We start from the raw sequence: 12,573 nt of genomic DNA on the forward strand, positions 1-12,573 counted from the left end.
TTGCATGAAAAACATTATTAACTGTTAACCGAATATTCTTCAGATGGAGAGGTATTTTATTTTCTTGGTTTTAGCACTGATCACAGAGATTATTGGCACAGTGTCTGGGTTTGGCTCGTCCATTTTATTCGTTCCGACCGCTTCCTTGTTCTTTGATTTTAAAGCCGTATTGGGGATTACTGCTGTTTTCCATGTATTCAGTAACCTTTCCAAGATCACTTTATTCCGGAAAGGTATCAATAAAGATATAGCACTGAAACTAGGCATTCCCGCTGTATTATTTGTGATAATCGGAGCTATGTTGACCAAATATGTTCCTGTCAAGGAAATGGAATTGGGAATGAACCTGTTAATTGCCAGCCTTGCCGTATTCCTTCTTTTCCGATTTGATAAACCCTTGAAACAGACCAATCAGAACTTATATTTAGGTGGGGTGATATCCGGATTTTTTGCGGGTCTTGTTGGGACTGGCGGAGCCATCAGGGGAATCACTCTCGCGGCCTTCAATCTGCCCAAAGACATCTTTATTGCCACTTCTGCCTTGATAGATCTTGGTGTCGATTTCAGTAGGGCTGTCGTATATGTATCCCAAGGCTATTTTCCTTCAGAATATATCAAGCTGATTCCTTTTCTGATCCTTGTGAGTATTTTGGGAAGTTATTTGGGTAAAGTAATCTTGAAACATACATCAGAAAGGGTCTTCAAATACATTGTCTTAGGGGTAGTCATCTTAACTTCGGTATTTCAGTTTATCAACTATTTCACCAAAGCCTCAGGATCTTAAAATCTAAAGTTAGGACGGTTGGTAAAAGGAGAAAATGACCAAGGAATGGAACTTAAAATGATTAGACTGATCCATATGTATCTTTTCCATAAATAAGTAAAACCATTGCTGCCAATCTTTTTCTTTACTAGGTTGTTCACGATATTGATCATGAATACCGCCAAAGTCATCATTGACATATGCTCCAAACCGAAGAATCTAAGTTGACGAGTTTTTACTCCTACTGAAATATCATTCCAAAAGGCCGTAACGATGGGGCTGTTCAAGTATAAAATCCAGCCAATCAGAAATTGTATATTATAGATCGTGGTCAATCTAAGTAAGATCTGATAATCCTTCAAACTAAAGATCTTGTTATTTCTATGGTTGATAAATATCCAGGCGATTTGAAATAGGAGCGCAAATAAAACCAGCCAACGGAAATAGGAGTGAAGGATTAGAAGATAATGGTACACAGATAATGAATAAGTAAAATGATGCTAAAATTACATACGAATAATTAAATTCGTGTCGTTTTTACATTGGAAAATATATTTACATGAAGAAATTGACTTTAATATTAGGATTTAGCCTAGTGATGCTACTTACAGCATTCCAAACACAGAGTTTTGCCCAAACCAAAAAAGTAAATCCAGAATTGGATTCCTTAGCAAAACCTTATCATCCTGAGGCGGATGCTCAAAAAGATATTGATAGTTTAGTTGCATTGGCTAAAAAAGAAAACAAGAATATTATCATTCAAGCTGGCGGTAACTGGTGTATTTGGTGTCTGCGGTTCAATAATTTTATTCACCAAAACAGCAAAATAGCCAATCTGCTCCAGGATAACTTTGTGTATTACCACCTGAATTATTCTCCTGAAAATAAAAATGAAGTGGTATTTAATAAATACGCAGCTGGTAAAGGAGAGGAATATGGCTTTCCATTTTTTATCGTTATGGACAGCAATGGCAAAGTCCTTTTCACACGAGAAAGTGGTAGTCTAGAGTCAGGAAAAGGCTATGATGAAAACAAAGTAATGGCATTCTTCAGTGAATGGCTTCCGAAGAAATAAAATATTAGACTAAAGTAAAAAGAGCTATAATTTTAAATTATAGCTCTTTTTTTTTGCCTTTTTTAGGCGTAACAACTTCTCGTCTTGCATTGCTACAAGATGGAAATTCCTATCTAAATAGTTGTTATATGGTTTTGATTTAAATTAGTGGCTTTAAATTGTTCTGCTGATAGTATTCAATTTTATATTGAAACATTTCAGCCATTCTAGCACCTTGCCATTTTGCCCTTTCTGCCTTCTCACCTTCATATAAACTGTCCACAGTCTTAGAAAACATGCCAACCCATTGGTCGAAATGTTTCTTTTCTACTGGCATCTTTGCATGAGGTGGAAATGGACTTCCATAATAGGTGTGCTCTTCCAAAAGAACGGTTTGCCAGAAACGGTACATTTTTTCTAGGTGTTCCGGCCATCGATCTTGAATGATTCCATTAAAGATCGGTCCCAACAACTCATTCTCCCTTATTTGGTCGTAAAATGTATTGACCAAGACTTTGATATCCTCTATATTCCGAATATCATGTTTAATGCTTTCCATGCTTAAATTCCTTTAACTTCTTAGGCCTATTGGCCTCCAAAACTGCATTACCTCATTAAGATACTTTCACCGGAAATAATGCCTACAGCCAATTCATAGACCGTAGTTTTTTCCAACATATTCTTTAAATCGGTCCTGATCTTCACAAAACTATTGTGCATAGGACAAGGTTTTAAAGCATTACATTCTTTCAAACCTAATCCACAGCCCATGAAGATCTGATCTCCGTCTACCGCTTTCACAATTTGCGATAGACTGATATTATGTATCTGATTATGGTCCATCTCAAATCCTCCGAATGGTCCTTTAATCGAATGTAAGATCTGATGCTTGGTCAATAGCCCTAAAACCTTTGCCGTAAAGGCTTCTGGCGTACCAGTATGCTCAGCTACCGCCGTAATCTTTACGCGGTTTCCTTCTAATGATTGCGTGGCAATATAGATGATTGCCTTAATTCCGTGTTCACAAGCTTTTGAAAACATAATCAATACCTAAAGTTCAAAGATAAGCAGTATTTTTTATTAAAGAGTATTTTGTCTTAAATAACCTCCGTTATTACAATTATTTGATAATCTACAGATTGTAATACCTTCTAATTAGCTGGAAAAGGAGTGAAGTCCTTTTCATAATGGTTCCAGATGATATTTGCAATTTTTCTCGTCAGGACCTCGGCCTCATTGTTTTTTGTCCAACTTCTATCTTTGTTGTTATTGCTGAAAAAGGAGAAAACAAAATCACCATGTGGCGCATTCACCAAGACGACCTCAGAACGCACTTCATCCAAAGATCCTGTCTTTCCTATCCAGCTGACTTCAGCAGGAAACTGTGATAGTGCCCTTTCATTATAGAATTGGTTCTTTAAGAACCGATACATCTTATCTGAATGTGCAGGAGAGATCACTTTACCCTTTCGGATCATTTCATATAATGTTGCCATTTCCCTTGGCGTAGTTTGTCCCCAACCATACTTCTTCCAAATTTCTTCACGTCCGGGAGTCCTCGAATTGACCTTTGTGTTTTTAAGGCCTAACTGGTCCAAAATAGGATTGATGCTTTGACCTCCACCTGCCAATTCCTGACACCAAATGGAAGTTACATTATCGCTATAGCTTAACATTAATCCAATCAAGGTGGTTAGGTCAGTTTCGGTACTGTCCTTGAAAAATTGCATGAGTCCAGAACCTCCATAAGCCCGGGAATCTCGGTATATAAACTTCTGGTCTAAGCTTAAATCCCCGTCTTGAATTTTTTGAAAAACACCTACCAGTATCGGAACCTTTACTACACTTGCTGTAGGGAAGGTGCTGTCAGCATTGATGTTAACTATCTTGTTTTGCTTCAGGTGTTTAACATAAATCCCCAAGTCCCCCTCAAAACCCGCAATAGCTTGATTGATTTTCTCGGTCAGCTTTTTGTCGATCTTCTGAGCATGGGCTTGACAGATAATTGATAAAAAAATAATGCACAGACTGAATAGTTTTTTCATGGATTAGAATTAAATTAGTTGAACCTCGAATTTAAGGAATAATAAAATACTATGGAATTATTTATGGTGGTAATTGGCGGAAAGCCAGAAGGAAGGTTTACCGAACAGCATGATGTTTTCTTTGGAATTGCTGATGAATTGAAGGACTTAGTGCCGGAAATGAATGAGTTTTGGCCAGCTCTAGAAGGGAGGATGCATATCGATTCCTGGAGAAAGGTAAGCAAGGTTACTGGTTATAAAATCCAAATCGTAGAGAAGGGACCGCAAACGGACGGTAATTTCAAGAAGTTATTTTTTGTCAATTTAGGAGGATACAAACCCAATGACATGGAGGAATATCATTATAAGCAATTGGTGGTGGCAGATGATTTAGCTGAAGCGACCAGGGTTGCCAAGGATACCGTTTTTTGGAAACATCATGAATCATCCCACATCGATGATAAATATGGGATCGATGTAGATGATATCTATGAAGTGTCTGACTTGTTAAACCCCAAATTCAAAGCCCAATATCATATCAGCATACAGGGGACGACCGATACATCTGAAGATATACTTGAAGTAGGTTATTTAAAGATCAGTAAGCTAGTGGGCTAGAGGTACACTCTCAATAGCCGGCTGTAAATCTCTTTTTGATGAATTTATTGTTTTCAACTTCATCTACCACAGCTACGGCCAAATCTTCCACGGAGATATTGGAATGACCATCATGATCAAAAACAGGATGGTCTGTTCCAGTCCTATATTTTCCAGTCCTTTTTCCCTTTTTACTTGGATTCATCTCAATGGCTGGACTGATAAAGGTCCAATCCAATTCTTCTTCCCGTTGGATAACCTCATAAAAATCCGCTGCTGCCAGGGCGCCAGATTTAATCTCCTTTGGAAAATTAGGGTCATCCACAAGCCTATTGTCATTTTCATCCAAGAGACTTCCTGCACCTCCAATGACAATGAAACGTTTTATTCCGGTCTCCTTTAATTCTTTTAGAATATGTCTGGATCCTTCTAGGTAATCATCATAGATCTCAGGATTGGTCCAGCCTGCATTAAACGCCGAGATTACTACATCATTGCCATTTAATGCACTGCCAAGGCTAGTGTCATGCATCACGTCCATTTGTACCGCTAGGACATGAGGTTTATTTTTGAGGTTTTCTACATCCCGAGCGATCGCTGTCACTTCCATGTTTCTGTGTACCAATTCTTCCAATATATGGGAGCCAACAAACCCTGTTGCTCCGATCAATGCTACTTTCATATATGTCCTATTTTATTCAATAAAAAACAGGTTAGCAAACCTCTCTCAAAGTTTGACTAACCTGTTATTAATACAAATTATTGTATAAAATGTTTATTCCAAAAAACTTATTGCTTTATTGGCTCAACCTTATTTTTTTTGAATTTAGCATAGGAATCCAAGATATAAGCTTTTAGATCTTCTGGTGAAGCTTGCTTGATAAACTCATAGGAAGGCCTATAGCCATCTTTGAACAACAGAAGGTCTTGTCGCTCCATTGGAATCAGTGAAAGGATGACATCGTTTGTAAACACGCGGTCTACATTTCGTTGTTCTCGCTCTATTTCCAAGATATCTATCGATGCCCTTGCCTGTTTGGCTTCCTTGCCAAATAATCGGGAAGGGGATATCCTCAAACCTCCACGGGTTGTGCTGGTTTCAACAGCTTTACTGTTGTTCTTGGCCCTTTCGATTTCTCTGGTCAATCGGCTGTCCGTAATCTTAGAAACAACAACTTCATCAATCGTAATGGTGCTTTTGTCGTTTACTAAATAGATACGGGTAATTCCTTCCTGATAGATAAATGCAGTATCTCGGTCATAACCTTGGGCGGTTAGACTTAAATAATCACTCATCTTTCCAGGGATTGTGAAATTCCCCTGTAGGTCGGTCTTTACTTGATCGTTTGTTCGCAGGTTCTTGATCAGTACATCAGGCAATTTCTTGCTGGTTTCCAGATCATATACTATTCCTTTGATCTCTTGTGCAAATGAAATGGTTATGTTGCCCAAAAGTAACATAACCAATAGCAATAAATTTTTGTGAATCTTCATATATTATTTTGATGTCCAGTTATTGTTCTCTGGATTGATATCCGGATAAACATTGTCTGGATCTATTTTAACGCTAGTAAGCTTCTCGGTAGTATCTAAAACAAACTTCCAAGAGGTATTTCTTTCCCAAACTTCAACTGGTAATTTCTTTCTCACTTTTTTACCACTTGCTGTTGTTGCTTCAACCACAACGGGCATCGCCATTTTTTGAAGGTTTTCGATCGTGATCACGGAACCTTTAGCTGGATCTAAATCTACGTAGCTTACATCGCTAATCGCTTGATCTAAAGACCAATTGTTCAAGAACCAACCTCTCCAGAACCAATTTAAATTTTCTCCGGTTTCATTTTCAATGGTACGGAAGAAATCATTTGGTGTCGGGTGTTTGTAAGCCCAATAGTCGATGTATTTTCTGAAGGCAGCGTCAAATCTTTCAGGACCTAAAACCTCATCTCTCAAGATCCTAAGCGCAAATCCCGGTTTATAATAAGCCAATAAGCCAATGTTTCTTTCTTTCATGCCCTGTGGACTGGTGAAAATTGGCTCTAGGTTTGGATGCATTAACGCTTTCGCCATGGCATTTCTATCGCCCATCCTGCGGAAATATTCGCCGTTGTTGAAGGCCTCTGTGGAAAGGTCATTGATAAAAGTGTTGAAACCTTCATCCATCCAGGCATATAGGCGTTCATTCGAACCTACGATCATTGGGAACCAAATATGGCCAAATTCATGGTCAGTTACTCCCCAAAGGCTTCCTGCTTTAGCTTTACTACCACAGAACACAATTGCAGGATATTCCATACCCCCAACATTGGATGCTACATTCACGGCAACTGGATATGGGTAATTATGCCATTTCTTTGAATAATATTCTATGGAAGCTTTGGTATATTCTGTAGATCTTTCCCATGCATTTCCACCATTGCTCTCTTTTGGATAAGCAGATAGCGCCAGTGCTTTTTTGCCATCTTGCAGGTTAATCTGTGCTCCATCGATGATAAATGCCTTAGAGGAAGCCCAAGCTACATCTCTTGCATTTTCCAATCTATATTTCCAGGTCAATGTGCTTTTGTTTGGCCTAGAATTTTTATTCGTCACTTCATCTTGAGAACGGATAATGACGGTTTTATCACTTGATTTTGCTTTGTTGTATCTTTCCAGCTGTTCTTTGGTCCATACCTCTTGTGGGTTCAATAATTCACCACCAAGTACAACGATGTGGTTTGCAGGAGCAGTTACCTCCACATTGAAATCTCCATATTCAAGGTAAAACTCACCTGGACCAGAGTATGGTAAAGTATTCCAGCCAGTTACGTCATCATAAACAGATACTTTAGGGTACCATTGTGCAATAGCATAAATATCTCCGTTTTCCGTAGGAAGGATACCGGTACGGTCAGCGCCATACTGAGGGACGATATAGGAGAAATCCATGCTGATTTCTGTTTTTCCGCCGTTAGCTGCCAATGGAGTAGGAAGGTCGATTCGCATGCGGGTATCGTCGATGCTGTACTTTACATCAGCCTTACCACCGCCTGAAACATTGGAAATCGTATATCCACCATTGAAATCGGATCCTGCGTCACCATAGCGACTGTTTGTCAATGGGACCACGGCTTGACCGATGGATTTTTGATTGAACAGGTTTTGTTCCAATTGCAACCAGATGAAATCCAATTGGTCGGGGCTATTATTTGTATAATGGATTTTTACAGTTCCTTTTACCTCATGGGTCTTATCGTCCAAGCTTACTTTGATATCATAACTTGCCGCATTCTGCCAATAAAGTTGGCCTGGTTTCCCCGAAGCAGAACGATAAACATTTCCATTCTGTGTATAAAAACCAGGTTTAAAAGCCTCTTTGTAATCGTATTTACTCTCGACTTTTTGTGCAAAACTGCTTTGTAAAATACCAGCTTGGGCCAATAGGAGGCCTAAGGATATCTTAATAATAGATTTATTCATGCGTGTTTATAATTTAGATTTGTATTCGTCTTCATCAAAACCTAATAAAATACCCTTTGGACTTTCGATCAAGGGTCTTTTTATCATACTATTGTTACCAAGAAGGACTGCATTTGCACTCTTTGCATCCTTAACGGCAGCCTGTTCTTCAGGGCTCAGCTTTCTCCAGGTTGTTCCTTTTTTATTCACTAATTGTTCCCAAGAAACTTCTTTTTCCCATTCTTCAAGTTTGTTTAAGGTTGCCGGTTCTTTCTTATAGTCGTGAAAAACATACTCTTTATGGTTCTCATTTAACCAATCTATTGCCTTTTTTACTGTATTACAATTTTTAATTCCGTAGACCTGAAGCATAGCTATTATAATATTAGAAAGTTATATTCAGCTAAAGATATTAATAAAATCTTTAATAGCTACGGAAGGAGGGTATGGAGGATACCTAAAAAGTTCATAGTGTATTTTTTACACTATATTCTTTGAACTCACAAAAAAACTTTATCTTTATTGGTATTAATAAAATTTAGAAAATATACTATGAGCCTAAAAGATTTCAAAGGAGTTTTAACTGGAGATCAAGTTCAAGAGCTTTTTGAAAAAGCAAAAGAGCATAAATTTGCATTACCTGCAGTAAACATTATCGGTACAGATTCTATCAATGCTGTTATGGAAACGGCTAAGAAAGTTAATTCACCTGTGATCATTCAATTGTCAAACGGTGGAGCACAGTTCTACGCTGGGAAATCCCTGAATAATGATAATTTACAAGCATGTATTCTAGGAGCTGTTTCAGCTGCTCAACACGTACATTTATTAGCAGAGCACTATGGTGTTGCCGTTATTTTGCACACTGACCATGCTGCCAAAAAATTATTGCCTTGGATTGATGGATTGTTGGACGCTGGTGAGAAATTCTTTGCTCAACATGGCAAGCCATTGTTTTCATCTCATATGTTGGACCTTTCTGAGGAGCCTTTGGAAGAGAACATCGAAATCTCTAAAAAATATCTAGAGCGCATGAAACCACTTGGTATGACTATCGAAATTGAATTAGGCGTTACTGGTGGTGAAGAGGACGGAGTGGATAACTCTGACGTTGATAGCTCAAAACTATATACTCAACCAGAAGAGGTTGCTTATGCTTTTGAAGAGCTTTCTAAAGTTTCTGATAAATTCACGGTAGCTGCTGCATTTGGTAATGTACATGGTGTTTATAAGCCAGGAAACGTGAAGTTACAACCTGTTATCTTACATAACTCTCAAGAATACATCCGTGAGAAATTCAACTTAACGGCTGAAAAACCAGTTAATTTTGTATTCCATGGTGGTTCTGGTTCTTCTCCTGAAGAAATCGAAGAAGCAATTTCCTATGGTGCTATCAAAATGAACATCGATACAGATATGCAATGGGCTTTCTGGGACGGTGTAAGAAAATACGAAGCTAAAAACCACGATTACCTACAGGCGCAGATCGGTAACCCAGAAGGTGCTGATTCTCCAAACAAGAAATATTACGACCCTCGTGTTTGGTTGCGTAAAGGTGAAGAAGCTTTCGTTGAGCGTTTGGAACAAGCTTTTGCTGAATTGAACGCTGTAAATGCTACAGATAAAATTTAATTCTTAATCGAATTACAAGTATAATAAGGGAGCTTTCCATTGCGGAAAGCTCTCTTTTTTTGTCCTGTTATCGGCTTTAATCCTGACCTCATTCGAGGCATATTCGAGAACGCCGAATTGGGTAAAGGATTTCTCGAATATGCCTCGAATAATACCCGATGCGAAGTAAGTAGATTTCTCTCGGAATGTTGGAGGGTAAAAAGGTCTTTTGGCCATTTTATTCTCCTTATCATGGAAAATCTGAATCTGTTGAAAACAATTCCGGTATCAGCATACTAAGCTAAGTTTAAACTCGTATATATTAATAGGAATACCTTATAAGAGGGGTTAAGAAATTGTGAAGTAAGTCAAATGTAAAATTGTCCTTTATCACATGTTTTATGCTATATAATCCTTAATATTACAATAAGAAGCAAATAAGAATGTATAAGGATCGATTTATAAATTATTTAAAATTTGAGAAGCGGTATTCTGAACATACGATCATTGCTTATGAGCGTGAGATAGATGGGCTGTTCCAATTTTTGGAAGTCGAGTCCATGCCCTTTGAGGAAATTGACTATCGATTTTTGAGGTATTATTTTTCCAATTTAAAGGAGCAGGGCAAGGAGGCCACTTCGGTGAATCGGGCGATATCTTCATTGAAATCATTCTATAAATTTTTAATGCGCGAAGGTCTGGTCAAGCAGAATCCGATTGCCTTGATCAAATCCTTGAAAACAGCCAAGAAACTGCCCGTAGTCGTCGAGAAAGAAAAGATGATCAAGTTATTGGACCATATGAATTCATCGTCTGAGGATTTTGAGCAAATCCGTGATTTCATCGTTTTGGAACTCTTGTTCGGAACCGGTATTCGTTTGGCGGAATTGTTAAAAATAAAGGAGCAGGATATTGATTTTTATAATAAAAAAATACTTATATTCGGAAAAAGGAGCAAGGAGCGTTTTGTTCCCATACACCAAACATTGGCCAACGAATTGAGGAAGTATTTGGATTTGAAAAAAGCAAAAGATTTTCAAAACAAATCAACAGAATTGATCGTTAGCAAAGAAGGGAAGGAAGCTTATCCTAAACTGATATATCGAATTGTCAAGAAATACTTAAGTACGATCACTTCCCAAAAGAAAAGGAGTCCGCACGTATTGCGGCACAGCTTTGCAACCGCCCTGTTGGACAACGGCGCAGATTTAAATGCAATCAAGGAATTATTAGGTCATGCTGGGTTATCGGCAACACAAGTGTATACCCATAATTCGGCAGAACGTTTAAAATCAATTTATAAACAAGCTCATCCAAAAGCTTAAAAAAGGAGGAAAAATGAACATTACAGTGCAATCTATTAAATTTAATGCTGACAGTAAGCTAATCGAGTTCATTAAGAAGAAAGCGGAAAAACTAAATCAGTTCTTGGATAACATCATCGAAGGTGTATGTTATTTGCGACTGGAAAACGTAGAAGATGAAGCCAACAAAATAGTAGAACTTAAATTTAATGTTCCCGGCAATCAATTGTTTGCCAAAGCACAAGCTAAAAGTTTCGAGGAAGCAACGGATATTGCAATTGAATCTATTAGACGACAAATCAACAAACACAAAACCAAAACAAGAACTAATCTGAGTAATCACAAAGAAGTATTAAATCAAGAAGAAGAATTTTAACTACAATATTTAAAAACACGAAAAGGCTCCTGATGAGGGAGCCTTTTCGTGTTTTTAGACATTAGACAATAGACATCAGACATCAGACCGTTCTGGGGGTATATCTGGGATAGATGGGTGGATGGGTAAAGATTTAAGGTTCCGCAGGAAGTTTTGTTAGCACACTGCTATTCTGAACGATCAGTGAAGAATCTGTAGACTTTTTTTTTAAGGACGCTGTCATTCTGCACCGAAGGTGCAGGAACTGTACGCTATGTTGAACCAGGATGCCCTTCGCGTAGCTCAGGGAATGGGATGGGAGGATGGACCAAGATTTAAGGTTCCGCAGGAAGTTTTGTTAGCACACTGCTATTCTGAACGATCAGTGAAGAATCTGTAGACTTTTTTTAAGGAGGCTGTCATTCTGCACCGAAGGTGCAGGAACTGTACGCTATGTTGAACCAGGATGCCCTTCGCATAGCTCAGGGAAAGGGATGGGAGGATGGACCAAGATCGGGGTCTTGAACCAGGATGCCCTTCGCGTAGCTTAGGGAATGGGATGGGTGGATGGGTAAAGATCTAAGGTTCCGCAGGAAGTTTTGTTAGCACACTGCTATTCTGAACGATCAGTGAAGAATCTGTAGACTCTTTTTTTTAACGAGGCTGTCATTCTGCACCGAAGGTGCAGGAACTGTACGCTATGTTGAACCAGGATGCCCTTCGCATAGCTCAGGGTAGGGATGGGAGGATGGACCAAGATCGGGGTCTTGAACCAGGATGCCCTTCGCGTAGCTTAGGGAATGGGATGGGAGGATGGACCAAGATTTAAGGTTCCGCAGGAAGTTTTGCTAGCACACTGCTATTCTGAACGATCAGTGAAGAATCTGTAGACTTTTTTTTTAAGGAGGCTGTCATTCTGCACCGAAGGTGCAGGAACTGTACGCTATGTTGAACCAGGATGCCCTTCGCATAGCTCAGGGAATGGGATAGGAGGATGGACCAAGATCTGGTTTTGAACCAGGATGCCCTTCGCATAGCTTAGGGAATGGGATGGGAGGATGGGTAAAGATTTAAGGTTCCGCAGGAAGTTTTGTTAGCACACTGCTATTCTGAACGATCAGTGAAGAATCTGTAGACTCTTTTTTTAAAGGACGCTGTCATTCTGCACCGAAGGTTCAGGAACTGTACGCTATGTTGAACCAGGATGCCCTTCGCGTAGCTTAGGGAATGGGATGGGAGGATGGACCAAGATTTAAGGTTCCGCAGGAAGATTTGTTAGCACACTGCTATTCTGAACGATCAGTGAAGAATCTGTAGACTTTTTTTTTAAGGAGGCTGTCATTCTGCACCGAAGGTGCAGGAACTGTACGCTATGTTGAACCAGGATGCCCTTCGCATAGCTCAGGGTGCGGGAAGGGAGGATGGGC

At 39.0% G+C, this 12,573-nt stretch carries 16 protein-coding genes; 7 read left to right on the forward strand and 9 right to left on the reverse strand.

The features are described 5' to 3' along the window. Positions 1–43 precede the first annotated feature (43 nt). Complete coding sequence (locus NLF99_RS18475) at positions 44–784, forward strand: sulfite exporter TauE/SafE family protein (RefSeq protein ID WP_185211929.1); 741 nt, start codon at positions 44–46, stop codon at positions 782–784. On the opposite strand, the gene NLF99_RS18480 is transcribed toward NLF99_RS18475, so the two are convergent. Further along, entirely contained in the window at positions 781–1,239 is a 459-nt protein-coding gene (locus tag NLF99_RS18480; protein ID WP_185217885.1) for a hypothetical protein, read from the reverse strand. The genes NLF99_RS18475 and NLF99_RS18480 overlap by 4 nt on opposite strands. A gap of 83 nt (positions 1,240–1,322) precedes the next feature. On the opposite strand from NLF99_RS18480, the gene NLF99_RS18485 reads away from it, so the two are divergent. Next, positions 1,323–1,838 (forward strand): thioredoxin family protein, encoded by a 516-nt coding sequence (locus NLF99_RS18485; protein WP_254530029.1) that lies wholly within the window; start codon positions 1,323–1,325, stop codon positions 1,836–1,838. Positions 1,839–1,977: 139 nt separating this feature from the next. Here NLF99_RS18485 and NLF99_RS18490 read toward each other — a convergent pair whose 3' ends face one another. The 3 genes from NLF99_RS18490 to NLF99_RS18500 all read right to left on the reverse strand — a co-directional run bounded on the left by NLF99_RS18490 (position 1,978) and on the right by NLF99_RS18500 (position 3,862). Beyond that, positions 1,978–2,376, reverse strand: coding sequence for a group III truncated hemoglobin (locus tag NLF99_RS18490; RefSeq protein WP_185211932.1), 399 nt, complete (start codon positions 2,374–2,376; stop codon positions 1,978–1,980). Between the two features lie 47 nt (positions 2,377–2,423). Then, positions 2,424–2,858: an Rrf2 family transcriptional regulator gene (locus NLF99_RS18495; RefSeq protein WP_185211933.1), complete on the reverse strand. Its 435-nt coding sequence runs from the start codon at positions 2,856–2,858 to the stop codon at positions 2,424–2,426. A 110-nt stretch (positions 2,859–2,968) separates the two neighbouring features. Further along, positions 2,969–3,862: a serine hydrolase gene (locus NLF99_RS18500; protein ID WP_254530031.1), complete on the reverse strand. Its 894-nt coding sequence runs from the start codon at positions 3,860–3,862 to the stop codon at positions 2,969–2,971. Between the two features lie 51 nt (positions 3,863–3,913). Here NLF99_RS18500 and NLF99_RS18505 point away from each other — a divergent pair, with 51 nt between their 5' ends. Then, positions 3,914–4,459 (forward strand): DUF1543 domain-containing protein, encoded by a 546-nt coding sequence (locus NLF99_RS18505; protein ID WP_254530033.1) that lies wholly within the window; start codon positions 3,914–3,916, stop codon positions 4,457–4,459. Positions 4,460–4,469: 10 nt separating this feature from the next. Here the strand turns inward: NLF99_RS18505 and NLF99_RS18510 are convergent, their stop codons facing one another. The 4 genes from NLF99_RS18510 to NLF99_RS18525 all read right to left on the reverse strand — a co-directional run bounded on the left by NLF99_RS18510 (position 4,470) and on the right by NLF99_RS18525 (position 8,248). Continuing rightward, positions 4,470–5,120 carry an NAD(P)-dependent oxidoreductase gene (locus NLF99_RS18510; protein WP_254530035.1) on the reverse strand — a complete coding sequence of 217 codons (651 nt, stop codon included), beginning with the start codon at positions 5,118–5,120 and terminating at the stop codon, positions 4,470–4,472. Positions 5,121–5,227: 107 nt separating this feature from the next. After that, complete coding sequence (locus NLF99_RS18515) at positions 5,228–5,932, reverse strand: carboxypeptidase-like regulatory domain-containing protein (RefSeq protein ID WP_254530037.1); 705 nt, start codon at positions 5,930–5,932, stop codon at positions 5,228–5,230. Between the two features lie 3 nt (positions 5,933–5,935). After that, a complete protein-coding gene (locus tag NLF99_RS18520) occupies positions 5,936–7,897 on the reverse strand; it encodes a M1 family metallopeptidase (protein WP_185217891.1) in 1,962 nt (653 codons plus the stop codon). Between the two features lie 6 nt (positions 7,898–7,903). Further along, a complete protein-coding gene (locus tag NLF99_RS18525) occupies positions 7,904–8,248 on the reverse strand; it encodes an ArsC family reductase (protein WP_254530039.1) in 345 nt (114 codons plus the stop codon). A 180-nt stretch (positions 8,249–8,428) separates the two neighbouring features. Between NLF99_RS18525 and fbaA the strand changes: the two genes are divergently transcribed. The 4 genes from fbaA (at position 8,429) to NLF99_RS18545 (ending at position 11,546) form a co-directional block, all read left to right on the forward strand. Further along, the gene (gene fbaA, locus NLF99_RS18530; protein ID WP_185211940.1) at positions 8,429–9,508 is read left to right on the forward strand and encodes a class II fructose-bisphosphate aldolase; all 1,080 of its coding nucleotides are present in this window, start codon (positions 8,429–8,431) and stop codon (positions 9,506–9,508) included. Between the two features lie 422 nt (positions 9,509–9,930). Further along, positions 9,931–10,812, forward strand: coding sequence for a tyrosine-type recombinase/integrase (locus NLF99_RS18535; protein ID WP_185211942.1), 882 nt, complete (start codon positions 9,931–9,933; stop codon positions 10,810–10,812). A gap of 13 nt (positions 10,813–10,825) precedes the next feature. Beyond that, entirely contained in the window at positions 10,826–11,167 is a 342-nt protein-coding gene (gene raiA, locus NLF99_RS18540; protein WP_185211943.1) for a ribosome-associated translation inhibitor RaiA, read from the forward strand. A gap of 235 nt (positions 11,168–11,402) precedes the next feature. After that, positions 11,403–11,546: a hypothetical protein gene (locus NLF99_RS18545; RefSeq protein ID WP_254530041.1), complete on the forward strand. Its 144-nt coding sequence runs from the start codon at positions 11,403–11,405 to the stop codon at positions 11,544–11,546. 425 nt (positions 11,547–11,971) lie between these two features. On the opposite strand, the gene NLF99_RS18550 is transcribed toward NLF99_RS18545, so the two are convergent. After that, positions 11,972–12,181, reverse strand: coding sequence for a hypothetical protein (locus NLF99_RS18550; protein WP_254530043.1), 210 nt, complete (start codon positions 12,179–12,181; stop codon positions 11,972–11,974). Positions 12,182–12,573 lie beyond the last annotated feature (392 nt).

The sequence above is a fragment of the Sphingobacterium sp. LZ11T8 genome (assembly GCF_024261425.1).
Taxonomy (GTDB): domain Bacteria; phylum Bacteroidota; class Bacteroidia; order Sphingobacteriales; family Sphingobacteriaceae; genus Sphingobacterium.